22 protein-coding genes are annotated in these 23490 nt (G+C 43.8%); 7 read left to right on the forward strand and 15 right to left on the reverse strand.

The window, feature by feature from the left end; genetic code table 11:
* Positions 1-283 precede the first annotated feature (283 nt).
* Both K6T82_RS03255 and K6T82_RS03260 read right to left on the reverse strand, forming a co-directional pair.
* A complete protein-coding gene (locus K6T82_RS03255) occupies positions 284-1072 on the reverse strand; it encodes an anti-sigma factor (RefSeq protein WP_223704578.1) in 789 nt (262 codons plus the stop codon).
* Positions 1072-1602 carry an RNA polymerase sigma factor gene (locus K6T82_RS03260; RefSeq protein WP_223704579.1) on the reverse strand — a complete coding sequence of 177 codons (531 nt, stop codon included), beginning with the start codon at positions 1600-1602 and terminating at the stop codon, positions 1072-1074. The genes K6T82_RS03255 and K6T82_RS03260 overlap by 1 nt, the downstream gene beginning before the upstream one ends.
* A gap of 447 nt (positions 1603-2049) precedes the next feature.
* Between K6T82_RS03260 and nhaA the strand changes: the two genes are divergently transcribed.
* Positions 2050-3243, forward strand: coding sequence for a Na+/H+ antiporter NhaA (gene nhaA, locus K6T82_RS03265; RefSeq protein ID WP_223704580.1), 1194 nt, complete (start codon positions 2050-2052; stop codon positions 3241-3243).
* On the opposite strand, the gene K6T82_RS03270 is transcribed toward nhaA, so the two are convergent.
* Positions 3240-4550, reverse strand: coding sequence for a DUF389 domain-containing protein (locus K6T82_RS03270; protein ID WP_223704581.1), 1311 nt, complete (start codon positions 4548-4550; stop codon positions 3240-3242). The two genes, nhaA and K6T82_RS03270, sit on opposite strands and share 4 nt — an antisense overlap.
* A 125-nt stretch (positions 4551-4675) precedes the next feature.
* On the reverse strand, positions 4676-6460 hold the full coding sequence (locus tag K6T82_RS03275; RefSeq protein ID WP_223704990.1) for a chloride channel protein: 1785 nt from the start codon (positions 6458-6460) through the stop codon (positions 4676-4678).
* Between the two features lie 511 nt (positions 6461-6971).
* Between K6T82_RS03275 and K6T82_RS03280 the strand changes: the two genes are divergently transcribed.
* Complete coding sequence (locus K6T82_RS03280; protein ID WP_149207817.1) at positions 6972-7526, forward strand: fasciclin domain-containing protein; 555 nt, start codon at positions 6972-6974, stop codon at positions 7524-7526.
* A gap of 220 nt (positions 7527-7746) precedes the next feature.
* Here K6T82_RS03280 and K6T82_RS03285 read toward each other — a convergent pair whose 3' ends face one another.
* The 4 genes from K6T82_RS03285 to K6T82_RS03300 all read right to left on the reverse strand — a co-directional run bounded on the left by K6T82_RS03285 (position 7747) and on the right by K6T82_RS03300 (position 13573).
* The gene (locus K6T82_RS03285) at positions 7747-8961 is read right to left on the reverse strand and encodes a DUF6596 domain-containing protein (protein ID WP_223704582.1); all 1215 of its coding nucleotides are present in this window, start codon (positions 8959-8961) and stop codon (positions 7747-7749) included.
* A complete protein-coding gene (locus K6T82_RS03290; RefSeq protein ID WP_149207815.1) occupies positions 8951-9307 on the reverse strand; it encodes a YciI family protein in 357 nt (118 codons plus the stop codon). The genes K6T82_RS03285 and K6T82_RS03290 overlap by 11 nt, the downstream gene beginning before the upstream one ends.
* 470 nt (positions 9308-9777) lie before the next feature.
* A complete protein-coding gene (locus K6T82_RS03295; protein WP_223704583.1) occupies positions 9778-10221 on the reverse strand; it encodes a response regulator in 444 nt (147 codons plus the stop codon).
* Entirely contained in the window at positions 10211-13573 is a 3363-nt protein-coding gene (locus K6T82_RS03300) for a PAS domain-containing sensor histidine kinase (RefSeq protein WP_223704584.1), read from the reverse strand. The genes K6T82_RS03295 and K6T82_RS03300 overlap by 11 nt, the downstream gene beginning before the upstream one ends.
* A 507-nt stretch (positions 13574-14080) precedes the next feature.
* Between K6T82_RS03300 and K6T82_RS03305 the strand changes: the two genes are divergently transcribed.
* The gene (locus K6T82_RS03305) at positions 14081-14551 is read left to right on the forward strand and encodes a DUF1016 N-terminal domain-containing protein (RefSeq protein WP_223704585.1); all 471 of its coding nucleotides are present in this window, start codon (positions 14081-14083) and stop codon (positions 14549-14551) included.
* A 325-nt stretch (positions 14552-14876) separates the two neighbouring features.
* Here K6T82_RS03305 and K6T82_RS03310 read toward each other — a convergent pair whose 3' ends face one another.
* Complete coding sequence (locus K6T82_RS03310; RefSeq protein ID WP_338083343.1) at positions 14877-15887, reverse strand: SDR family oxidoreductase; 1011 nt, start codon at positions 15885-15887, stop codon at positions 14877-14879.
* Positions 15888-16118: 231 nt separating this feature from the next.
* Positions 16119-17069: a hypothetical protein gene (locus K6T82_RS03315; RefSeq protein WP_223704586.1), complete on the reverse strand. Its 951-nt coding sequence runs from the start codon at positions 17067-17069 to the stop codon at positions 16119-16121.
* A 284-nt stretch (positions 17070-17353) separates the two neighbouring features.
* On the opposite strand from K6T82_RS03315, the gene K6T82_RS03320 reads away from it, so the two are divergent.
* Positions 17354-17746: a response regulator gene (locus K6T82_RS03320; protein WP_223704587.1), complete on the forward strand. Its 393-nt coding sequence runs from the start codon at positions 17354-17356 to the stop codon at positions 17744-17746.
* 95 nt (positions 17747-17841) lie between these two features.
* Here K6T82_RS03320 and K6T82_RS03325 read toward each other — a convergent pair whose 3' ends face one another.
* Positions 17842-18267 carry a response regulator gene (locus K6T82_RS03325; protein WP_179005243.1) on the reverse strand — a complete coding sequence of 142 codons (426 nt, stop codon included), beginning with the start codon at positions 18265-18267 and terminating at the stop codon, positions 17842-17844.
* 273 nt (positions 18268-18540) lie between these two features.
* Between K6T82_RS03325 and K6T82_RS03330 the strand changes: the two genes are divergently transcribed.
* The gene (locus tag K6T82_RS03330) at positions 18541-18786 is read left to right on the forward strand and encodes a hypothetical protein (protein ID WP_149207808.1); all 246 of its coding nucleotides are present in this window, start codon (positions 18541-18543) and stop codon (positions 18784-18786) included.
* Between the two features lie 92 nt (positions 18787-18878).
* Here the strand turns inward: K6T82_RS03330 and K6T82_RS03335 are convergent, their stop codons facing one another.
* The 4 genes from K6T82_RS03335 to K6T82_RS03350 are packed head-to-tail and all read right to left on the reverse strand — an operon-like array spanning position 18879 to position 21402.
* Positions 18879-20198, reverse strand: a complete 1320-nt coding sequence (locus K6T82_RS03335) for a PcfJ domain-containing protein (RefSeq protein WP_223704588.1) — start codon at positions 20196-20198, stop codon at positions 18879-18881.
* On the reverse strand, positions 20195-20584 hold the full coding sequence (locus tag K6T82_RS03340; RefSeq protein ID WP_223704589.1) for a PcfK-like family protein: 390 nt from the start codon (positions 20582-20584) through the stop codon (positions 20195-20197). Before K6T82_RS03340 ends, K6T82_RS03335 begins: the two co-directional genes overlap by 4 nt.
* Before the next feature lie 27 nt (positions 20585-20611).
* Complete coding sequence (locus tag K6T82_RS03345) at positions 20612-20971, reverse strand: DUF7222 domain-containing protein (protein WP_223704590.1); 360 nt, start codon at positions 20969-20971, stop codon at positions 20612-20614.
* A gap of 44 nt (positions 20972-21015) precedes the next feature.
* Positions 21016-21402 (reverse strand): single-stranded DNA-binding protein, encoded by a 387-nt coding sequence (locus K6T82_RS03350; protein ID WP_223704591.1) that lies wholly within the window; start codon positions 21400-21402, stop codon positions 21016-21018.
* Positions 21403-21722: 320 nt separating this feature from the next.
* On the opposite strand from K6T82_RS03350, the gene xseA reads away from it, so the two are divergent.
* Positions 21723-23159, forward strand: coding sequence for an exodeoxyribonuclease VII large subunit (gene xseA, locus K6T82_RS03355; protein ID WP_223704592.1), 1437 nt, complete (start codon positions 21723-21725; stop codon positions 23157-23159).
* Positions 23134-23343 carry an exodeoxyribonuclease VII small subunit gene (xseB, locus tag K6T82_RS03360; RefSeq protein WP_379786629.1) on the forward strand — a complete coding sequence of 70 codons (210 nt, stop codon included), beginning with the start codon at positions 23134-23136 and terminating at the stop codon, positions 23341-23343. The genes xseA and xseB overlap by 26 nt, the downstream gene beginning before the upstream one ends.
* Positions 23344-23490 lie beyond the last annotated feature (147 nt).

Raw genomic sequence — 23490 nt, forward strand, 5'->3', positions numbered from 1 at the left:
GGTTAAACGCTAAAAAACGGTAAGCTTAAACTTTTTAATCAAATAAAGTATCAGTCGAAAGTATTTAATTATTGAAAGCATGCTTTAAAATTCTACTTTGGCTGCACAAATTTAAACTATTATCATGAGAAACTATTCAAATCAAAATTTGACGATGATTTTAGATTTTTTTACTATGGCTAAGGGGTTTGGTTAAAGTTCCGCCAGAGTGCAGTATTGAATCCCAAAAAGCGCATATTGAATAGTATCAATATGCGCTTTTTAGTTAGGACTTTTTATGGAATTAGACTTTTCCTAAAGTATAAAGCTGCTCCATTGTAGGTGTCGGGCTTCCCCCTGCAGGTTCCAGCGTGATGCCAAAAGCTTCAGCTGAATCGGTTTGGCTTACAGCGAAGATTTTTTGAGAGTTTTCTTCAAAATTATCCAGCAGACCAATACTTGTCGGTGTAAGCACCGGACTTAGTTTTAAAGACCAAACCTGGTAAACCATTCCTTTTGGAGGGTTTGGCAGACCTGCCGCGTCGATATAAGTCGTTTTTGCTTCTTTGTTCCAGTACACTTTTGCAAATGATGCCGGAGATACAGATTGTCCGCCCAGAGTAACGCTTGTATTTTTAATGTCTCTCACAATACTCAGATTTTTCTCAGTCTGTTTATTCTGCTGGTCTAAAAAAGCATATTCTCTTTCAATTTTATTTTTTTCGCCTCCAGCCTCAGAGACTGCCTGTTTGGATTTTGCCAGTTCTAAAGTCTGATATCCAAAACCTAGCAATAATAATACTGCAGCCGCCCAGCCGAAGTATTGCGGCAGGTTTGATGCTGGTTTTATATCGACAACTTTAGTATGTTTAAGCTCTAAACGCGCTTTTATTTTCTCGAAATTGGCAACCGAATGGAAAGGTGAGAAGCTTGATGATAAGGCTGAAACAGCTTTTTCTATAGCAATGATTTCACTTTCAACCTCAGGGGTTTTTCTGGCCAGTTCGGCAATTTCCAGGTTCTCTTTTTCTGTCAGCAGGCCGTAAACGTAAAGTTCTAAAATGCCTGATTCAATATATTCCTTATCTTCCATTATATCTTTAAATAATTTCTTAAATCGTTGATACAGTTTCTGTTTTGTGTTTTGATAGTGCCCAGCGGCATGGCAAGCTCTTCCGATGCTTCCTGCTGGGTATATCCTTTAAAGAATAGCAGATCAATAATCTCGATACATTTTGGTTTCAGTTTTTTTACGAATTCCTGAATTCCTATAGAATCAATTCTGTTTGTGAGCTTGTTGCTATCATCTAATAGATTTACGAAATTATCCGAGGAAAGGTTTTTTTGGGTGTTGTTGAAATTTTTGGATCGCAGCTTGTCAATAGATGTATTTCTTGCAATATTAAGGATCCAGGTGTAGAACCGGCCCTTGCTTTCGCTGTATGTATCGATGTTCTTCCAGATTTTTACAAAGACTTCCTGCAGGACATCTTCGGCTTCTTCCCGGTTTTTCACCAGAATATTTATGACCGAAAATAAGCTTTTTGAGTACATATCGTAGAGATGGGTGAAAGCTCTATCATCTTTTTTACGGATTAATACCAATAATTCTTCTTGGCTCATAGGATTGGATTTAAAGCTTAAATAAATTTTAATTTCTTATAAAGTGGTAATGCCGGATAAAGGTAATTTATTTTTTACGTAAATAGTCTAAAAGCAGAAATAAAGGGTATCACTTTCAAAATGCCAATTTTCGAGGGTGTATGCTGTGCTGCTGTTTTAATCTTGCAGAAATCGATAATTTTGCCTCTTTCTTAATGCCGGATGCAGAACTTTTTTCTTGTTTAGCCGCATCCATTTTTTTGCGGCTTCTTTCAGTAGAGAGTTACATTCCATTAGTGATTGATTTTTTTTCATGCAAATAGGATTATTGCTTTTAGAGATGCACAAAGGCATTGAACTGATCTCCTTCTTATATTTTGAGGACATCCTTTGAATTGCTGATTTTTTGAGTTGCTTGCGCTGCTTTTAGAGTTGGAATAACAGTTTTTAAGTTTTAAATTTGTAAATATGACAAAACTGATAAACTTAAAAATATTTATGCATTTTTTCCGCTCATCTTCGGCAGGCGGCATTTTTTTGATAATCTCGTTATTGGTATCACTGCTGATTGCCAATTCAGGCTGGTCGGAAGGTTTTAAAGAGATCCTTAACTTTAAATTGGGATTCAATGCTGCTTGGGTCCATTTACAATATCCTATTGTGCTCTGGATTAATGACGGTCTGATGGCGGTTTTCTTCCTGCTTGTCGGACTTGAGATTAAACGGGAGGTGATAGAAGGAGAGCTGTCATCATTCTCCCATGCAGCGCTTCCTGTCCTAGCGGCTGTCGGCGGTGTAGTGGTCCCCGCTTTTATCTACGCATTTTTTAACAGTGCAGATCCGGTTGCAGCTAAAGGCTGGGGCATACCCATGGCTACAGATATTGCTTTTGCACTTGGCATTTTATCTCTTTTAGGGAGCAGAGTGCCGTCAGGGCTTAAAATTTTTCTGGCTGCTCTGGCCATTGTCGATGATCTGATTGCTATTCTGGTGATAGCGCTGTTTTATTCCTCAGAGCTTAATTTCATCTATCTTGGATACGCGGGCGCATTGTTTGTTTTATTGATTGCCTTTAATCGGGCAGGAATTAAAAACCTGCTGTTTTATCTGCTTCCCGGGATTATAATCTGGTATTTTATCCATCATTCCGGGATCCATGCCACCATAGCGGGCGTATTGGTCGCGATGACCGTACCCACAAATGAAGATGATACTGAGTCACCGCTTGAAAAGCTGGAGCATTTCCTGACAAGGCCTGTTAATTTTTTCATTATGCCCATCTTTGCGCTTGCCAATACCAATATTACTTTTGAATCTGCCATGATAGAAGGGCTTGTCAGCAATCTGGGCCTTGGCATCATGCTGGGATTATTTCTTGGAAAACCGATTGGGATTTTTGCTATGTCCTGGCTTTCTGTAAAATTAAAGATAGCAGAGCTGCCGGAATCTGTCTCCTGGGCGCATGTTCTCGGGCTGGGCCTGCTGGGAGGAATCGGCTTTACGATGTCCATATTTATTGCACTATTGTCTTTTGAAGATCCGCTGCTGCAGAATGGAGCCAAATTTGCCATACTGGCAGCGTCAACGCTGGCAGGTATCCTCGGGTACTGCATTCTGAGCCTGTATAACAAAAGAAAAAGCAGGACTTTTCAGGAGCGTTAACGTTTCCTGAAGAGTTCAACGTTGTTTACCAATAATCTTTCGTTGAGCCATTTCTGTAATTTTTCAGCATCCGTTTTAGAAAGGTCTTTTTCTGCATCATAGATAACGGCCGTAACAGCAGTTATGCTGTCTTTTTGATTGATTAAAGCGGTTCTGCTTACCGATAATGAGGTGATGGCAGGATAAAGCGCTCTGGATTCTTTTAAGATCTGGCGGCTGTCAAATTTATTGCTGCTTAGTTCTTTCTCCAGCTGCATGATTTTAACATCCTTTAAATTCATTTCATTCTCGCTGCTTTTGATCTGGTTCAGGATGTCTCCCTTCAGGGCATTCATACGATCGGTGCTGTCCTGCCTGATAATCAGCCGGGTGTCTGAAAGGTATTTGTTCTGGTTGAGTCTCTTTTTGAGAGCTGTAATTTCTGCCTGGGAAAAACGTCTTGAAAGAAAAGCCAGCTCTAGTTTTCTGCTTTTGGGGCCGAAGTCGGTTTTTTTATAAACGATGGTATAGCCTTTATCGGTGAATTCCTTCTCAATGAAAAGATCTGCATTTTTTTTAAACTGCTGTTCCCTGTAAAGCGAGTACGCCAGATAGCTGCTGGGCAGCAGCATGACAGTGATCAGAAAAGCAATGATGTATTTTACGCGCTTCTGATGGGTTTCATCAATCTGTTTAACGGCAGGGTAATTCAGGTATTTTATGATTAAAAATGTGGCGATGCCTATAAAGACGCAGTTGATGCTGTAGAGGTAGAAGGCCCCGAGAAAAAATTTCCATTGTCCGGTTGCCAGTCCGTAGCCGGCGGTGCACAGCGGCGGCATGAGCGCTGTTGCAATGGCAACGCCGGGAATCGGGTTTCCTTTTTCAGATCGTGTGACGGCTATAACGCCGACCACGCCGCCAAAAAAAGCGATAAGGATATCATAGATATTGGGAGAAGTTCTGGCCAGCAGTTCAGACTGCACATCCTTGAAAGGGCTCAGGTAAAAATAAAGGGTGGAAACCGCCAGACTCACGACAGTTGCCGTAAGCAGGTTGTTTAGTGATTTTTTGAACAGTGAAAAATCGTAAATGCCCAATGCAAACCCGGCGCCTACTATTGGTCCCATCAGCGGGGAAATAAGCATTGCCCCGATAATCACGGCAGTGGAATTTACATTCAGGCCAACCGAAGCCACAATAATGGCACAGGCAAGGATCCAGAGGTTTGCGCCTTTAAAGGTTATGTTTTTCTTAACGGCTTCCAGCGTTCTGGCCCTGTCATCTTCTCCGTCTCGAAGATTGAGCAGATCAGTAATTTTTTCCATTGTCTTTAAAATTAGTGTGGTACAAAGTGCCTGTTCAGGACATGTACTGCTAAGATAAGACTATTTCGGCACATTCGGAAACAAGCCCGCACAGCATCCTGTCTGAATCAGTTTAAGAAAAGACTTTATTCAAAAATCATTGATTTGAGCCTGTTTCGGTAAGATTCCAGCACATCTGATTTGGTAATGAAGCCGTAGTATTTTCCATTTTTGAGCACGGGGAGATAAGCCCTGCCGCTTTTCTCAAATTTTTTCATAACGGTTTCCATGCTGTCAAACAGATGCGCAGTCTGCATCGGCTGGGCCATTATATCTCTGACCAGGATGTTTTTTGATTTTTGATTATCGAAAATCACTTCCCTTATATCATTAAAGTAAACCAGTCCTTCGAGTTCATTTTGATCATCGACGGCCGCAAAAATTACCTGATCCGAATGGGCTAACAGTCCTGCTACATCTTCAAGGTCCTGTCCGCTGCCGACAGTGAGATAATCTTTTCTGATAAGCTCTTCAATTTCCAGTGTGCAGAGAATATTAGCGTCCTTGTTGCTGGTAAAGGCATTTCCTTTTCTGGCCAGGTTCTTTACATCCAGGGAGTGCTTTTCAAAACGTTTGGAAACGGCAAAACTTACTGATGCCACTATCATCAGGGGGATCATCAAATCATAGCCGCCTGTTATTTCAGCGATAAGGAATATGGCAGTCAGCGGCGCATGAAAAAGACCGCTCAGTATTCCGGCCATGCCCACCAGGGTAAAATTGCCTACAGGCAGATCGGTCAGCCCGGTGAGGTTTAAAAATTTTGAAAAGAAATAGCCTGCATAAGAGCCCAGAAACAGGGAAGGTGCAAAGTTTCCGCCGTTCCCGCCGCTTCCCAGCGTAATTCCCGAGGCAAAAGCCTTGAGCAGCATTGAGGTGCCGACAAAGAGCAGCAGCACCCAGTCATTGGAAGCGAAATCTGAAAACAGCGTATTTTCCAGCAGTTTTCCGGGATCTTTATCGGCCAGGGTTTTGATGCTTTCATAGCCTTCGCCAAAAAGGGTGGGGAATATAAAAATCATCAGCCCCAGAATAGATGCGCCTATTACGGCTTTTTTATAGGGCCCGTATTTTAAGTGCGCAAAAGTGTGTTCTGTCTTTAAAAAATTACGGGCGTAGAACACGGCGGTAAAACCGGTAAAAAGCCCCATCAGTACGTAGAAGGGAATATTGTGGTAATCAAAGCTCTGCTTTTCGCGGAAAGCCAGCAGTATGTTTTCATTCAGTACAACGGCAGAAACCAGGGCGCCTGTGGCGGCAGCGATCATAATGGGGGTGAAAGCCGAAATGGTCACATCGACAAGCAGCACTTCTATGGCAAATAAAACCCCGGCAATCGGCGCATTAAAAGCGGCTGCGATACCCGCTGCGACCCCGCATCCGATCAGCAGCGTGCGTTCCTGGTAGCTCAGCCGGAACTGCTGGGCATAGTTGGATCCGAAAGCGGCGCCTGTGATTACAATAGGGCTTTCCAGTCCTGCAGATCCGCCAAGTCCGACTGTCAGTGAGCTTGTCATTATCTGGGCATACATCTGTTTTTTAGGGATAATGCTTGCCTTTCTGGCCACTGTATGTAAAATTTGGGAGGTTCCTTTTTCAAGGCTTCCTCCCAGTATTTTCTTTACTACCAAAACAGTCAGCAGAATGCCGATAACAGGCAGTATGCTGTTAATGAAACTTAATTTTAATGTTCCATTGATGTAGGTAGCAGATGAATAGACCCAGTGCGCGAAGGCTTTTAAAAAGATTACGGCAAAGGCCGCAGTAATTCCAATGAGTACGCTTGAGAGAAATATAAACTGTTTTCGGGACAGCTTCTGCTGGCCCAGCAGTAAAAGCTGTTTTGTTTTTAAAAATTGTTTTTTGAGCATTGTCCTGAATGGAATGGTGTGGAAATGCAAAGTTAAACCGCCAATGCGGTTCACTCTAGAATAAATTGTTAATATAATGCCAATTTTGAAAAACCTTTACAGGTATGCCGGCAGAACCACCGGCAGTTCAGCAATAAGCTGATGCATTTTCATAAAGTGCTCAAGGTGGCTGCAGGAAAGCAGTGCCCAGATTTATTGGATAAAAGCAGCCTGAGCCATATGAGGCTGCTTTTATAGAAAGGTAAGGCTTAAAGATATTAGCGGTATGGCCGGCCTTGAACATTCCAGCTAAATTTTAGAAAATGGGGTTTTTAATTTTTCGGGCCTTTTTCGAATATCAATATCGCCTGGAAAAATAGAAGAAAAATATTTTTTTTTATAAGCCTAAGGGGCAGTCTTTAAGGCTTTTGTGCTTTTTTATTTTATTTTTTTCAATATTCATTTTTTTTCATGAAAACCAGAAAGCAGTTTAAAGCGTAGATGACTTTATAACTTTATAAAAAATGTAATTATGAAAACTAGAAAATTTTTAGCTTTGGCAGTTTTAACATTGGGATTCGGATTTACGATGAACGCCCAGAAAACCGTGATGGTGGGAGGGGCAGCAATGTATCCAAATAAAAACATAATAGAAAATGCAGTCAACTCTAAGGACCATACCACACTTGTGGCGGCGGTAAAAGCGGCGGGACTGGTAGAGACGCTTCAGGGAAAAGGCCCTTTCACCGTATTTGCGCCGACAAATGAAGCCTTCGGCAAACTTCCTGCAGGAACAGTAGACAATTTACTGAAACCGGAAAACATGAAAATGCTGCAGACTATTCTGACCTACCATGTGGTTGCAGGAAAGATGAACAGTTCCGATATTGCAAAAGCGATAAAAGCAGGAAAAGGAAAAGCAGTGCTGAAAACAGTAAGCGGCGGTACGCTGACAGCCTGGATGGAGGGTAAGGATTTATATATCAGCGATGAGAACGGCAATAAGTCTAAAGTTAGCATAGCGGACGTAAACCAGTCAAACGGTGTAATCCATGTGGTTGATGCTGTCCTGCTTCCAAAGATGTAATACTGTAAAGAGATTGTATGTGATAAGCCCCTTTTTTAAAGGGGCTTTTTTATGCTTTTCAGTGTTTGAATTTCCCGGCGGAAAGAAGTGAAGACCGGCAGGCTTTAAATGATGCCGCTTTTTTAATTTTATGCAGTTCTAAAGCCTGCGGCTGGAGATCATGTTTCTTATCTGAAAAGGTAGAAATCAAAAAAGACATATCAATTGAAATATTTTTATTTTATAATCCGACTGACTCGTTTTCCAGCAGGTATTCTTTCCTTATTTTCTGGTTCATTTTACTTAGCACCGATGTAAACAGATCATCGGACTCTTCAGGTCTGGTTTCTTTTAGTATTTTAGCTTTTACCAGAGAAAAATAGATATGTTCGGCCGGAAGCTCTTTTTCAATCTGAGAAAGAATCTGCAGCGCCTGCTGCGTTTTTCCAATTTTAGCCAGACAAAAGCAATAGTTCAGTCTTGCAATAGGAGACAGGCAGACCTGCTGCATGATTTCATGTAATTTCACAATATCAAGCCAGTCATTTTGTGTTAGCTCCGCAATGGACATGTACCTGCTGATAATAACCGCTTCAAGATAAAAACGGTTTAAGGTTTTGGGTTTTTTAAGATAATGAAAGCCTAAAGCGATCAGTTCCGTATTCCATTTTTCGCGGTCCTGGCTGAAAAAAGAAATGAGCCTGCCATTCACAACCCGGGCTGCACTTCTTGCGGCATGAAAGCAGAAAAGGGCCAGCAGACTGCCTGTGGAGCCATATTTATAGCGGCCGTATAAAAGTTTAGTCAGAGCCATTGCGTCCAGGCATAAATCTTCATTGAAAACCCCTTGGGCCTTTTCATCAAAACAGTCGTAGCCTATATTAAAAACAGCGTAAAATATTTCTTCTGCCATGGCGATTTCTTCCCTGACGGCTGCTATTGAATCCAGTTCGACAGTTTTGCCCTTAAATTGGTACCTTATGTTTTTCTTTGTCCTGGCAATGCTTTTGTAAACGGCTTCTTTACCCATCAGGGTGCAGCTGCTTATTTCAGATATGCTTAGTCCAAAAATATCCTTAAGAGCAAAGAGTATTTTGGCTTGGCTGGAAATATTTTCTACAGCAGATATAAAGAGAACGGTCTGAAGCCGCAGGTCAGTCTGGCAGCTTTCCGCCGCATAACCTTCCATATGTTGCGCAGAAAAACTGTTTTTTTCTTTATCCTTTTTGATCTGGTTCAGCAGGTCATTTCGGGCAACGATGAAAAGCCAGTTTTCCATATTGTTCAGGATGGTATCCTGGCTGCGTATTTTTAAGGATTTTAATAAGGAATTATGAATGGCATCCTCAATTTCAGAAATATAATCTGCACCAAACTTATTTAATAACGCTGCAAACAGCTTTCCGTACAAGGCCCGGTAATTCCTTTCTTCCCCGAAAAACATTTCATTGCCCATAATCTTCCATTTCCATTATCTGGCGGATTTCGGTAGTGCCTCCGTAAAGATGCGTGGGACATTCCTTGGCCAGTTCGACAGCCGTTTTTAAATCCTCTGCCTGCAGTAAGTAATATCCCCCAATAATTTCTTTGGATTCCAGATGAGGCCCGTCTTTGATGATGCAGTCTTTCCCGCTGATCAAAACACTTTTTTCCTGCAGTCCGTCGCCTGAAATCAAATGTCCTGCCGCGGCTAATCTCTCTGCCCACCTCATATGCGCATCAGCCAGCTGCTGCATTTCTTTTGAAGAGAGCTCGTTTAGTTTTTCAATGTCTTCATGAAGTAATAATAGGAACTTTTTCATAATAAATTATTTTTAAAATTTCATTAAAGACATCTGGGTATTCCGGTTTTGGACATTTATTTGTTTTTTTTTCAAAATAAAAAGCCATTTGGCCCCTTGTGTGTGATGGATGTACAATTCCAGCTGTTACTGGGCTGCATTTGAATTCAAAAAAAACTAATAAAACTAAGGAGATTTTTTTAAATCTCCTTAGTTTTTATGCTTTAGTTATGAATCTGCTTTTAAATTTCTTTGAATCGGTAATCTCAATAGGATGGGATGAATTCTTGCTTTTGGGCCGCTGAAAAAACAGCTTTAACTTTTTGCCGCAAAGCTGAGAGAAGCTTTCCGCTGTTCGGCTTGCAGCAGAGAAGAGTCTGCATTTAATGAATTAAACCCCATGTGAAGAGTTCAAAATTTAAAAAAGGGCATGTTTTATAAAAAACAATCCCTTTTTAATAGTTGTAAGCAATGCGATGGAAATCTGCAGTTTAGAAATTCTTTATGGCTGCCATAATATCCTTTCGCTGCTGCTGCAGCGAATATTGTTTGGTCAGGAAAAAGGCGGCCTTGTTTTCCATGGCAAAATTCCTGTCCAGATCACTTGAGGATGTCGTATATATGATAACCGGTATATCCTTCAGGTCGGGATCCATTTTAATGTGCTGCAAGAAGGTACGCCCGTCCATTATGGGCATATTGAGGTCCAGAAAAATCAAATCCGGCTTTGTAAAGTTTTCTGATTTAAGTTTTTCAAAGGCATCTGCGCCATTTATGGCTTGCTGCAAAACAATTGAGGGATGGTCTTCGGCCAGCAGTTCAGCAAAGATTTCGCGGTCGTCTGGATCATCATCAATTAAAAAAATGGTCGTCATATGTATAATAATGGAGTGTAAATATACTATTTTCCCTCCTAATTTTTTATCATCCCCCATTTTTTTCGCGCAGTGCAGGCATAATAATAGTAAAAACAGTGCCTGAGCCTTCCTGCGATGCGGCAGTAATTTCACCATTGTGGTTCTGCATGATCTTGCGGCACATGGCAAGGCCGATTCCGGTGCCTGAATACTGGTCGTTTCCATGCAGGCGCTGGAAGATATTGAAAATCTGTTCGGCGTACTGCTGTGAGAATCCAATGCCGTTATCGCGCACTTCTATTTTGATATAGGGAAGTTCCAGATCCAGTGCATGCAGCCTGAGTTGAGCTTCTGGAACAGGCTGTGCGTTAATGCTGATTTCGGGCCTGTTGCCGGGCTTGGTATATTTCAGGGCATTGGAGAGCAGATTGCCGAAAAGCTGCGACATCTGAAGCGGTATGGCCTGCACGAGGGGAAGCTGCCCGATGCTTACCTGGGCATTTTTCTGTTCGATGACCAGGTCAAAATCTGCCATTATTTCGCTGAGCACTGTATTGAGGTTTACCGGTACAAATTGATGTGAAATATGGGTGAGCTTTGAAAACTGCAGCACATCCTTAATGAGGTTCTCCATCCTTCTGGAAGAAGAGCTGATCTTGTCGATATAAGTATTTACCTTCTCGGGGTTCTTTCCCAGATTGTTCTGCAGCAGATCGGTAAAAACGCTGATCTTTCTTATGGGTTCCTGCAGGTCGTGGGAGGCGATATAGGCAAACTGCGAAAGCTCGCGGTTGTTGGCCTCCAGTTCGGCATTTTTAGTCTGCAGCTCGGCGGTCTGTTCCTTTACCTTGAAGGTAAGCTCCTGCTGGAGTTCCTTTTCTTTGGTCACGTCCTGCGCCGTGCCGCTGAGTGATTTTACCACACCATCCTTGCCGTACTGCACCTGGGCGTTGGCATGGATAATGCGCTGCTGTCCTGTTATTTTGTTTACAATCTGAAATTCATAATCATAAAATTGTTCGGCCGAACCGCTGAGCGCCTCTTCCAGGGCCGCGGCAACTTTATGCCTGTAGGGTTCGCTGATGCGCTGCAGGAAATCTTCCCGGTCTGCGGTGCCGGCGCTTAAACCGAGCCACTCCTTGAAACGGTCCGAACAGGTAATGGTTTTAGTTTCGGCATCAAGCGTCCATGTGGAGAGTTCGGCCAGTTCAATAGCCCCTGCGAGCGCCATTCTTGTCTCTTCGAGTTTTTTGGTGGCGATGACCTGATCGGTAACGTCAATGGCAATGTCCATAACCCCGTAAATCGTGCCTTTGGAGTCGCGGATCGGGGTATAGGTAAACTCAAAGTAGTAGGTGCTGATTTTTCCGTCGAGCTTCAGGTCCGCCGGTACGGAATGGCCGTAATAGGTTTCGCCTGTGCGGTAGACCTGCTGCAGGATATCCATAAAAGGCTGCCCCCTTAATTCGGGAACGGCTTCTTCCATGGGCAGCCCTATCACGGAGCTGTCCTTGCCCCAGTATCCAATCATGATATCATTGGCAATTTCGATCTTCATATCCAGTCCTGTAAAGAGGCAGATCCCCACGGGGGACTGCTCGATCATCGAGGTGAGCTGGTTCTGGCTTTCAATAACGGCCTGGCGCACGGAAATTATTTCATCGATGTCCATGCAGAACCCGGCGTAGCCGCCGTACTGTCCGTCGGCATCATAAAAAGGGTCGCCGGCGGCGCGGCACCAGATCAGCTGCCCATTGTTTTTCCTTGCCCGAAAAAGCACATCGAAATGGCTTTTCTGCTCCAGGGCCTTAAGGTATGCTTCTTTGGTTTTTTTATAGTCCTGCTCAGCAATGACCCAGGTCCATTTTCCCTCCAGCAGTTCCTGGTAGGGAACCCCTGTGAAATCAATAAGGGTTTTGTTGAAATAGGTAAACATTCCCTGCGGATTGGAAAGCCATAACCCGGTAGGGGAGCTGTCGGTTACATTTGAAAAATGGCGGTCTGCCTCCCGCTTGGTCATTTCAAGTCGTGACTGTGCCTGCTCAAGAGCCAGACGGCTGTTTTCTTTTTCGGTGATGTCGGCGACCGTTCCGGAGAATATCGGTGCTTTTGCTTCGGAATTGATGATGCGTGCCGCTGATATGGCAATGTGGTGTATGCTGCCGTCGTCCCAAATAACCCTTGGGGCATAGTTAAAGGTGCCATTTTCTATACCGCTTTTGATGGCGCCGGTCCTCAGATGCAGGTCATCGGGATGCACGTATTTGAGGAAATCCTTCCTGCCCAGGCCGGGTTTAAAATTCCCGGTGAGGATCCTGCTGAATTCAGTGGAATACTCCAGGGTATCAGCGGCATAATCCACGCTGAAAAGTCCCAGACCCATGCTCTGTATGGTAAGATCGGTGAGCTGTCTTGATTTTTGAAGCTCTTGGGCTGCTTTGCGGTGCTCGGTGATATCCTGCAGGATGCCGTTAAAGCGGTATGCGGTTTTAGTATTGTCAAACCATGCCTTTCCAAGGGCATGCACAATCCGCGGTATTTTGGTAGTGGGGTGGATGATGGTATACTCAATATCGTATCGCCCGCCTGAATCGTATCGGAGTGCATAATTAATTGATTCAGTGACACGCTGACGGTCCTTCTCTGCGACTGCCCCCAGGGCATGTTCGAGTTTCACCTGCTGATCGGCTTTGAGCCCGAACCAGTCCTTGAGCCTTGCATTTGAAGAAAAGCGCCGTGTCCTTGGATCCAGATCATAAGTCCCAAATTCGGCTGCGTTGATGGCAAATTCCAGCTCGTCGCTGCTTTGCTGCAGATGAAGTCTGCTGTTTACTTTTTCAGTGGTTTCATTGCAGATTACCAATACACCCTTGATCTGGCGGCGGTCGTCCCTTATCGGGCTATAGCTGAAAGTCCAGTATACGTCTTCCATTTTGCCGTTTCGGAATATTGGCAGCAGCAGGTCGTCGTACCAGATGCTTTCTCCCGTTGACAGCACTTTTTGAATCAGCGGATGGATAAAATCCCATATTTCAGGCCAGCAGTCCACGGCTTTCTGTCCCATGGCTTTGGGATGTCTGCCCTCATTTCCGAAACTGGGACGATAGGCATCATTGTAGAACTGTATCAGCTGATCACCCCACCAGAGAAACATCGGAAATTTTGAGGACACGATTGTGGCAATGGTGTTTTTGAGGTTCTCCGGCCAGGTGTCCGGAGTGCCCAAAGTATGGCTTTCCCAGTCAATATTTTCAATTAGCTCGGCGGCTTCACCTCCATTTTGAAGAAAGTAAAAGTCTGAAGTATTTGGGTCTTGATTCAATTTTCTAGTTTTAGGAAGGGCTGCTGCATTCAGGATAACAGTTTTGGTTTTTGTAAAAGTAAGCAATTTTATTTTTTGTTGCGGTTCCGATGGAACGGACTTCTTCATCCGGTATGCTGTTTCTGCCTAACAGCCAGCGTAAAAAAATAGTTTTTGTCTTGCGTAAAATTAATTTTTCCGCTGTGGCAGCTTTTATACAATTTTTATGGAAAATTTTAAAATTGTCACTTTTAAGGCTTTAGTTTTTCAACTGCATTTGCGGCATAAAACTTTAGTTAAATAATGCCAAACACTACATCTGCATACTGCACTGGCATATTTAAGGTTTTGTCTGTGGGAAGCCGGAGCCGACTATTTTTTTAAACCATTTTTTTTAGATGTGTTAATTTAGAATCCTGGGTGTTTTTAAAACATTGATCCGCATCGCTTTTAAATAGTGTCTGATGTCTTACTGCTTATTTATTTCTAAAAAAACGCATGGCGGATGCTGTTAGATTTTTTATCTTTGAAATATTCAATTTTTATTTAGGCCTTTAGCTGAAACTTTTAATAAAAATTGTGATGATTTCAACTAAATTAGAAGCCCTGTAATTTGGTTAAGCATGATGGGATACTATGGCAGAAAATATAAATAATACAGCGTTTATTGAAGCGGATTTAATCAGCGAGTTATCCCGCCTTGCCGAGCAGACCCAGCAGCAGGCTAACAGTTCTTCAGTGCTGCTTTTTTGGGAAATTGGATTTAAAATTAATGAAACAATACTTGATAAAAAACTATCAGAAAACGCACGACAGATCGTGACTGCCTTGTCGTTGGAACTAAAAAATAAATTCGGCAGCAATTTTGAAGAAAAAAATCTTCGGACAATGATGCGGTTTGCTGATGAGTTTGCAGACAAAGAAATTGTCGCGAGACTGTCCCGGCAATTAACATGGTCCCACTTTTTAGCTATTCTGCCTATCAACAATACAGAAGCTAAACTCTTCTATGCCAATCAGATTAACGACCTGCTGATGAGCGTCAATGATTTAGGAGAGCAGATAGCCGCGAAAACTTTTAAACGTACTGAAACAGGAAAATATTAACAGAATCATCTCCATTTGATGGACAGTACTCTTTTAAAGAACCTCCTGGGATGTTTTTTAAAATATAGGAAATGTTTTTTTAGAAAAGATTTGTTACAGGAATACTTGGTTAGGTGAAAAATATGGAGAAAGATTTAATCTAGTTTACTTTTTATCATCGAAAATCAAATCGCCAGCAGATAGAATTGCAGTATCTCATTATCAGTCTCTGATAGCTTTTATAAAAAATAGAGTATTTTAAGGTAAATTTTATTACAGTCAATAAAAACCTCTGCAGACTGCTATTGCAGAGGTTTTGTACTTTATAAATCCTCTCTCTGATTGATTATGGATTGCCTTCACCGCCGCTTGAGCCATAAATCTGCCCAGTTGCATAGCTGGCATCTTCAGCGGCGAGCTGTACATAAATGGAAGCCAGTTCGGCCGGCTGTCCTGGTCTCCCCAAAGGAGTTTGGGATCCAAATTCTTTGAGTTTTTCCATACTGGCACCTCCGCTTACCTGCAATGCAGTCCACACTGGTCCTGGGGCTACACCGTTGACTCTGATTCCTTTTGGTGCCAGCTGTCTGGCCAGTGATTTGATGTAATTTGTAGTGGCGGCTTTTGTCTGGGCATAATCGTATAAATCTTCGGTGGGAGCATAGGCCTGCACAGAACTTGTTCCGATGATGGATGATCCCGGTTTCAGGTAAGGCAGCGCCGCTTTGATAATCCAGAAAGGAGCATAAATATTGGTTTTCATGGTCCAGTCAAATTCTTCTGAGGAAATATCTAAAATGGATTGGTGAGCCTGCTGTCTTGCCGCGTTGTTGACTACTATATCTAATCCGCCAAGGGCTTGGGCTGCCTGATCGACAAGAGATCTGCAGAACGTCTCATCGCGGAGATCCCCGGGAATGGCAGCAGCCTTTCTTCCTGCGGCTTCAATGAGCTGGATCACTTCCTTTGCATCTTCCTCCTCGGTAGGGTAATAGTTTATGGCAACATCAGCTCCTTCTCTTGCATAAGCAATTGCGGCGGCTCTTCCCAAACCGGAATCGCCTCCTGTAATAAGGGCCTTACGGCCTTTTAGCCGCCCTGTGCCTTTGTAGCTTTCTTCACCATGATCCGGTCTGGGATCCATTTTACTGACAAGACCAGGCCATGGCTGCGACTGCTCATTGAAGGGCGGTACTGCATATTTGGTGACAGGGTCTTGCATTTCAGCAGCATGGCTGTTTTGCTGTGCGGCTGGATTTAAGGTGTTTTCGCTGTGCAGCGCGCTTTCTCCAAGTGCAGGTGCCACACCGGTCTGCTCAGCATTCTGCGGTATATTGTTTTTGCTTTCCATAATCATTTATTTTTTGCATTTTTAAAAATCATCTTCTTTTTTCCTAAAAAAATGGAATCAAATTTAAAAAACGAACCCGCCTTCATTATTATAAGATTACAGCAATTTTTTGCAAGATATAGAGTATCGAATGGTAATCTGCGGTTTTCAGCTGTGCATTGCGATCTGGCGCTTCCTGGGAAGCTCAAAATTTAGATGGTCCTCTTTTACAGCGTTTTGTGTTTTTTGTCCCGCTTTTTAATTCTCTATCCGGGCAGCTTGGGCCACCATTCGAAACAGAGGTTCGTATTTTCTCAGCTGGTGATCCAGATTCTGGTACGCAGCAGCAGGGCCGATGCTGCCCTGCACGCAGTATAACTTGCCCCCGCTTGCCGCCATAAACTGGAGCATGCGCACTTTCATGTTTTTTTGGGGCTCGTCCAAAATTTCCTCTATTTCCGCCATTATGCCCGGCATATCATCGATGGTAACCGGCTCTGTGCGGATCAGCCTGCTTTGCGGGGGTATCATTTCCTGCATGGATTTTTCATTAAGTGCAAGGTTTTGGTATTCTTGGGGCAGATCATGAATTACGATCAGTATCTTTTCATTTCCTTTTCCCTCACAGCTGGTAAACTGCTGCACGGCTGCGGGCATTTGGACTTCCTGCGCCTCCCAGCTTTTGGGTATCAGCAGCACAACCACGCTTTGGTCTGCTTTGGGATGGCCCTTTGTGGAGAATTTTACCGTATGGCCGTCGATTATTTCCTGATGGGGCGCGTCATGGTAGGCAAAGGCGAGCAGGCCTTTGGGAAGAGGGGCAGCCGGGCTGAACCCTATTTTGTCTTTGACGGCCTGAAGAAATTTGGCTGCATATTCTTTCTTTTCAATAGGGTGCCGCAGCTGCTGGTTTATCAGGGAGTCAATGTGTTTTTGAAAGCTGCTGAACTGCGGATCAGCGAGCTGCTGCCGCAGAAAGAGTTCCGCATTTTTCTCTGCCCTTCCAAATACCGCCTGAGCCTTTTGCTGAAGTTCGGCCGCTTCTTTTGCAAAGGCAGGGAATTGGCTGGCGGCCTTTTTCAGGGCGGCGCCCTGTCCTTTCAAAAAAGCATAGGTTTCCATGGCAAGAAGCACTTTAGGATCATGGTGCTGCTGTGGATAACAGCCCCACACGCCCAGTGCACAAAAAAGGAACAGTAGGGTTCTCATAGTCTGCAGTTCTAATTTAAAACCAAAATAATACAGATAGGCAAGGATGAAAAATCCTATAAAAACGCAAAAATAATCTTCGCGGCAGCATTGTTTTTATATAATTCCAAAATAGAGTTGTAAAATTTCCACATCTGGCAGCCAGCGTCCATTTGCCGCAGAAAATCGCCGTACCTTTAAGGGCGGCTGTATAGGTGATTTATCTTTTTTTGCCTGCCGCGCCAAACCGCATCGGGCTAAAAACCGTATTTAACTGCAGCCGAGGAGCTTAAAATGTATGTGCCATGTTATATAGAAGTATTCTGCTTATCGATGATGACCGTGAAGATGCCGAGCTGTTTATGGAAGCGGTAGACCAGCTCAATAAAAACATACTGCTGCGATGGGAGAGCAGTCCGCAGACTGCCTTGGAAGAACTCAGGGGTTCTGATAAGCTGCCCGAACTGATTTTTCTAGATTTTAATATGCCCAGAATCAATGGGCTGGAGCTGCTGGTCTCTTTAAAAAATGACGCAAGGCTGAAGGATATTCCTGTAGTGATGATCTCGACCCCCTCGGCGGATTTCATGAAGAGCAAAATCGGGCAGCATAACATTCTTGCCTATATCAGCAAGCCCAACAGTTTTGGCGAGCTTCTTTCCCAGCTGGATTCGCTTTTGCAGCCAAAGCCATTTTGATGTTTCGAGCAAGAAAAAAAATAGAAAGCCGCAACAGATTTTACCTGAAGTTCAGCGGGCGGATTCGTACAATATAAATAAAGCAGAGGTGTTTTTTACAGTGCTGATCCCGGAGTAAGGCTTAGGCGCCAGTATTCCACAATGTTTTTTATCATGGCTTGATAGACTGAGAAGTCTTCTTCTTTCCTAAAGTATCCCTGTACTTGGCAGCGGTACGCCCTGAGCACATTTTCCGGGTTTTTCGAGGTGGAAAGAAAGATGTAAGGAGTACATTTCTCGCGGATTTCCGCCAGGGCAAGTATCTGTTCGCGGAGTTCAAAGCCATTAATCTTGGGCATATTGATATCTGACAAAATAAGGAAAGGCCTTACCTTCGAATTGGAAAGGTAAGAAAGGGCATCCATTGGGTCTTCAATGAATTTTATTTTGTTGGGATAGTCCAGGCTTTCAAAAATATCCTTAAGGAAGAGCCTGTCATCCTCGTCATCTTCGATTATTATTATTTCTCCGTTTCTTCTCATGTCTTAAAGATACGCTTTAAATTAAGTAATTTAACTTTGTCCAGTTTTGATTTTCCATTGTGAGGGCTAAACGTTTTTAAGATTCTGCCTCCCTAAAATTAAATCATTTTCTTATTTTTTTTCTTACAGTAAATTTTATTTTTCTTACTAAATTAACATGTGCGGTAAAATGCTGCTTGTCTTTTTTTAACAGTACCAGATGCTGCGGCTGCGGTCTTAATTGCTATATTTGATAGGAGAATTACAACTACCCTAACATACAGATCTTTCACAATGGAAAAAGCAATACAATTAAAGGTGAGAAAAGATTTGGACCCGCACCAGCAGCTCACTGTGATCAAGCTCAAAGGGAGCCTGATTTCGAAAGGCTATACCGAGATCATTCATATCCTGGACCAGGACGAGGAGTATCATCTCAATACCTTTGAAACGGATCTGGAGAAGCGCGGTGAAGCCCGGCAGTATATAACGGCCTTTATCGATCAGGAAAACCTTGCCGATGCGATTACCTTAAAGTAATGCTGCTTTGGCAGGCATTGGAATCCAGAGCCCGCCGGCTGTAAAGCCGGCGGGCTTATAGGAATCGCAAAAGCATAAAAAAAGCCGATCATTTATCGGCTTTCAGTTTTGGCAGCTTTTTTCTTTTTTTTCATTCGTTCGCTAATTTGGTAAAGATTCTGGCTTATCAGGCGCAGGATGTGCCCATGATGTTTGGAAGGGCGGTGTTTCTCCCCTGAGCATTGGAGCACCTGCATGCTGCTTAGTGAAACTTCGATAGTCTCTACAGACTGTCCGCCGATTTTAGCAGACAAGATAAGAGAATCTTTTTTAGCATAATATTCATTTGTAAAAATGCAGTGCCCTAAATCATCTCCCTGCCGCATAAAATCCTTAACGTTTTCAATTACGGAAATCGTCAGCTGCTTGTCCTGAAAAAGCAAACCAAAAAACCTCTGTTTATCACTTCGGTATCTTTTCTGTGCTTTTTCGATTTCAAGTCGGAGCTCATGGAGTTTTTTCTTGCGAAGCAAGTCCCTTTTCTTTTTTACTAAATGGTCGTGCGCTTCACTGAGGTTATCGGGGCATACATAGAGCGCACACGAAAGGTCTTTTTTGAAATACCGCAGCAGTTCGAGATAATCCTCCCAAACGGGCACATCTGAAATTTTGTAATGGTTTCGGATGACGGTCTTGACCGCCTGCCAGTTGCGGCGGATGTTCTGCCGTGATGCGCAGAGGTAATACTGCAACAGGTGCAGCTGTTTTGCCTTTAGCAGGGTCTCGGCGATGGGGTCGCTTAGAAGCGATGAAAACAATAAGTTCGGTGCAATGTCATATACCGAAGTCTTGAATCCGTTGCGTTTTAAAATCGGAAGCACTTTCATCTGCGGATAGACCTTGAAAGGATTGATATAGAATCGGGCGTTGCGGATGAAGTCCTTAGGCTTTATTTCAAGCGGGGAATAGAATTTCCATGCATCAAGGCTACTGGAAAACACATTGGTGCTGAGCGCAAGGGTGCGCACTTCCCCTTTGGGGTTTATCCAATGCTGCATGACTTCCTTATGGAAATAGGAGGGCAGGAAGTTCTTTTTCATGTGTTTATGAGATATGACCATGCGCACCACCTGATACCCTGCACATCTCTGCACTACAGCAAAATATTCGCTTTCTTTGAAATGCACCTGATTATAAGGCATCATTTTGAGTCTGCCTGCGCAGGCAGGGCAGGAAGTGAACTTGGCGCAGGTGCTTTGGCAGGAGGGCTTCCAAACGTGGGTGCAGTCCAGGCAGTAGAATCTGCTGCGGGACAACACACCCCATTTGAGAAAAATAGTCTGCTCTGCCCAAGTAAATACCTCTTCTCTGATAGGCGCAAGAGAGGCGCTCAGCGCCGTCAGCTGCTTTTCGATGATGGTTTTGGGTGTCATAGGTCAAAGAGTTTCAGGGCGGTCTGCGCCGCAGGTTTTACGTCTTTTTTTGCGGTTGGAACAGGTTCGGTTTTGACAGGCGCAGCAGGGATTTCGGGCTGCGTAAAAAGGTCGGCGGCGGCAGGGGTCTGCACTATGGCTTTGCAAGCCACAGATGCGGGCAAGCCGATGGAATCATCGGTGTAGTACTTGACTGCCATGTCGAAGATTTCCTGATTGTCAAAGGCGCACAAGCCTGTTTTTTTGACCTCCCCGAAAATGTAATTCAGACAGCTGTCCAAGTTTTTAGAAGCTTTGGCAAGCATAGGCGCAAAGGCGGTATCGCCCTGCGCCAAAGTGCTCAGATAGTTCCCTATGGCATTTTTAAAATTTTCAGAAGCTTTCATAAGAATAGATTTTAAGGTTGAAAATTTCTATTCAAAGAGCCTAGAATAGAGCTCATAACAATATTCCTCGAAGCAGAGCCAGCAGACAAAGGTGTAATGCGGGGCTTGAAATCGGTTTTCGATCGGCTCGCCGATAGCTTCTTCCAATTCAGTACGTATATTTTCAAGGTCATCGATATGTTCGATGTAAAACGCTTTGCAGTCCGTGTGGTAGATAAATTCTGAAATCATGCCGCTCACGCATCCTCCCTGCTGCAAATCAAGGAAAAAGGATTTGAGCTTTTCTCTGCGTTTTCCGCTGTAGGAAGTAATGCTTTTTAGGATAATTTCATTAAAGGCATCGCTTACACGGTACCCACTGTAATTTGATCTTTCTAAGGCTTTCATACTATTTCATTTAGGCGTGTATAAAAATTATAAGCGTGAATGGTTTAGAAAGGCAGGTCGTCAGGCTCGTCTGCTGTTTTATCCTGTTTAGCTGCGGCAGCGGCTTTTGTATTATCCGCCTGCGCAAATACCAGTATCTTGATATCCGAGGTGTGAAAGGTCAAAGCGCCGTGCGCGCGGGCGTCATTTCCGATATAGACATTCAGTCCGATGCGTCCGAAGAGTTGGACGAGCGTACCTTTTTTGAGCCACTGCACCAGTCCCGAGCTGAGCCAGTAAGAACAGTCGATATAGGTTACAATCTTTTTGACCTCTGTGCTTCCTTTGGGTTTATAGCTGTCGTTGACCGCTATGGAGAAGTTTACGACCTCACGGTTTTCTTTTACTTTAAAAACGGAGGCATCTTTTACAATTCGTCCTGTGATTTCCATGACAATAAAGTTTTAGTGAATACTCTTTTAAGTTTTCTTTTCCCCTGCTTCCCAAATGAAATTTTTCAAAAGAAAAAACGGGAAAAAAGAAAGCAGAAGAAAAGTGTCCGGATACCGAGCCGGAGTGCTATAAGTCCCGAAGGGCGGCCAGGGGCCGTTATGCGCATGCAGGTGAGGGCGGGCACTACTTTGGCTGCCCTTTTAACCCGTTTTGAATTGAAAATTAACCTCTCTTTTTTCTGTTTTTGAGATCCGCCTGAGAATAGCTATCTTAGCGGTGAAGAAGAAAAAACAAACAGCAGCAGACCCCTAAAAACAATATGGGACCAGACCAGTATATCAGACTCTCACAGCTCACCGGCCAGATCCAGGAGACGATCCATTCCCGCTTTAAGGGACAGACGTACTGGGTAGTGGCTGATATCACCAACCATTCCTTTAAGGCCGATAAAAAGATCCATTATTTTGAACTGGTGGAGAAATCAGAGAAAGGCAGTGTGATCACTGCTAAAATAATGGGCAAGAGCTGGGGAGCAGGAGCGCTGAAGATCCTTGATTTTGAAAACAGCACCGGACAGCGTTTTACCAACAACCTTCATGTTCTTGTTCAGGTGAGCGTGGATTTCCATCCGCTGTACGGTCTCTCGGTAAACCTTCTGGATATCGACAGCAATTTCATGCTCGGCATTCTGGAACAGCAGCGCAATGCCACACTGGCGAGACTTGTAAGGGATAATGATTTCATACACAAAGAAGGCGAGGGATACTCCACGCTGAACAGCCGTCTGAAGCTTCCTGCGATAATTCAGAGGGTTGCGGTAATCTCTTCGAGCAGTTCCGCCGGGAATGAGGATTTCCGCCATACGATGCAGCATAACGATTTTGGATATGTCTTCCAGATCGATGACTATCATACAGTCGTGCAGGGGGACAACAACGCCAAGCTGTTCCTAAACAAGCTTATCGAGGTCTACAATACAGGTATTCCCTACGATGCCGTTGTCATTGCAAGGGGAGGCGGGTCGCAGTCCGATTTCCTGATTTTCGACAACTACAATATCGGAAGGGCTGTCGCTAAATTCCCGATACCTGTCATAACCGGCATCGGGCACCAGAAAAATGTCAGCATTACCGATCTGATGGCCCATACCCATACCAAAACCCCCACCAAGGCGGCGGAGTTCATCATAGCGCACAACCGCAGTTTCGAGCAGCACATACTCTCCCTGCAAAGGACCATAGCCATCAAATCCCAGCAGCTTTTCCTCGGGCATTACAAGGAACTCAGCGAGATCAAAAATCTGGTCAGCCATAATGCATGGGAACTGATTGTCACGAAGAAAGAAGGGCTTATGCTGCAAAAGCAGCATATTTCGCAGGCTAGCCGAAACCTGCTGGCAGAAAAAAAGCAGCATCTGCTGTTGACTGCGCAAAAAGCACTGCAAAGGCCGCAGAGCATCATCCAGCAGGAAAACAGCAATCTTCAGCATTTAAAAACGAACCTGAAGATCTTTACCAGCCAGTACCTGCGAAGCCGCAGGCTCCAATTGGAGGACCACCATAAAACTATAAAGCTGCTCTCCCCGCAGAATGTGCTCAGCAGAGGATATGCCATGATCCGAAAAAACAATAAAATTGTAAACGGAGCAGGGAGCATAAAGGAAGGCGAAGAGATTGAAATAGTAACAAAAGATGCCGTAATGAAAAGTACGGTCAACGAAAAAATAGAATATGATGGAAAACACACTGACTTATGAGGCTGCAGCCAAAGAGCTGGCCCTGATCGCCAAAGAGATGGAAGACGAAACCATCTCTGTGGATGAACTGGCTGCCAAAGTAAAAAGGGCATCTGAACTGATAGAGTTCTGCCAGGCAAAACTAAAATCGACCGAAACTGAAGTGGCTAAAATTATCAGCGGCATGGAGAACAGCAAGGAGTAAAACAGGATGCTTCACACTAAAATACAGCTTTGCAGCGTTATAGTTTAAGTTACATTCAGATAACACCGCATGCATACCTTTTATGAAAAAGTTTCAGGTACTGCCTATTATACGCCGATACAAGACAAAGCCCATTGCTGTTTGAAA

The sequence above is a fragment of the Flavobacterium potami genome (genome assembly GCF_020026915.1).
GTDB lineage: Bacteria > Bacteroidota > Bacteroidia > Flavobacteriales > Flavobacteriaceae > Flavobacterium > Flavobacterium potami.

Coding starts and splice junctions, on each gene's coding strand:
- K6T82_RS03255 (WP_223704578.1), bottom strand. CDS start 1,072: ATGGAAGATAAGGAATATATTGAATCAGGCATTTTAGAACTTTACGTT.
- K6T82_RS03260 (WP_223704579.1), bottom strand. CDS start 1,602: ATGAGCCAAGAAGAATTATTGGTATTAATCCGTAAAAAAGATGATAGA.
- nhaA (WP_223704580.1), top strand. CDS start 2,050: ATGACAAAACTGATAAACTTAAAAATATTTATGCATTTTTTCCGCTCA.
- K6T82_RS03270 (WP_223704581.1), bottom strand. CDS start 4,550: ATGGAAAAAATTACTGATCTGCTCAATCTTCGAGACGGAGAAGATGAC.
- K6T82_RS03275 (WP_223704990.1), bottom strand. CDS start 6,460: ATGCTCAAAAAACAATTTTTAAAAACAAAACAGCTTTTACTGCTGGGC.
- K6T82_RS03280 (WP_149207817.1), top strand. CDS start 6,972: ATGAAAACTAGAAAATTTTTAGCTTTGGCAGTTTTAACATTGGGATTC.
- K6T82_RS03285 (WP_223704582.1), bottom strand. CDS start 8,961: ATGGGCAATGAAATGTTTTTCGGGGAAGAAAGGAATTACCGGGCCTTG.
- K6T82_RS03290 (WP_149207815.1), bottom strand. CDS start 9,307: ATGAAAAAGTTCCTATTATTACTTCATGAAGACATTGAAAAACTAAAC.
- K6T82_RS03295 (WP_223704583.1), bottom strand. CDS start 10,221: ATGGGGGATGATAAAAAATTAGGAGGGAAAATAGTATATTTACACTCC.
- K6T82_RS03300 (WP_223704584.1), bottom strand. CDS start 13,573: ATGAAGAAGTCCGTTCCATCGGAACCGCAACAAAAAATAAAATTGCTT.
- K6T82_RS03305 (WP_223704585.1), top strand. CDS start 14,081: ATGGCAGAAAATATAAATAATACAGCGTTTATTGAAGCGGATTTAATC.
- K6T82_RS03310 (WP_338083343.1), bottom strand. CDS start 15,887: ATGATTATGGAAAGCAAAAACAATATACCGCAGAATGCTGAGCAGACC.
- K6T82_RS03315 (WP_223704586.1), bottom strand. CDS start 17,069: ATGAGAACCCTACTGTTCCTTTTTTGTGCACTGGGCGTGTGGGGCTGT.
- K6T82_RS03320 (WP_223704587.1), top strand. CDS start 17,354: ATGTTATATAGAAGTATTCTGCTTATCGATGATGACCGTGAAGATGCC.
- K6T82_RS03325 (WP_179005243.1), bottom strand. CDS start 18,267: ATGAGAAGAAACGGAGAAATAATAATAATCGAAGATGACGAGGATGAC.
- K6T82_RS03330 (WP_149207808.1), top strand. CDS start 18,541: ATGGAAAAAGCAATACAATTAAAGGTGAGAAAAGATTTGGACCCGCAC.
- K6T82_RS03335 (WP_223704588.1), bottom strand. CDS start 20,198: ATGACACCCAAAACCATCATCGAAAAGCAGCTGACGGCGCTGAGCGCC.
- K6T82_RS03340 (WP_223704589.1), bottom strand. CDS start 20,584: ATGAAAGCTTCTGAAAATTTTAAAAATGCCATAGGGAACTATCTGAGC.
- K6T82_RS03345 (WP_223704590.1), bottom strand. CDS start 20,971: ATGAAAGCCTTAGAAAGATCAAATTACAGTGGGTACCGTGTAAGCGAT.
- K6T82_RS03350 (WP_223704591.1), bottom strand. CDS start 21,402: ATGGAAATCACAGGACGAATTGTAAAAGATGCCTCCGTTTTTAAAGTA.
- xseA (WP_223704592.1), top strand. CDS start 21,723: ATGGGACCAGACCAGTATATCAGACTCTCACAGCTCACCGGCCAGATC.
- xseB (WP_379786629.1), top strand. CDS start 23,134: ATGATGGAAAACACACTGACTTATGAGGCTGCAGCCAAAGAGCTGGCC.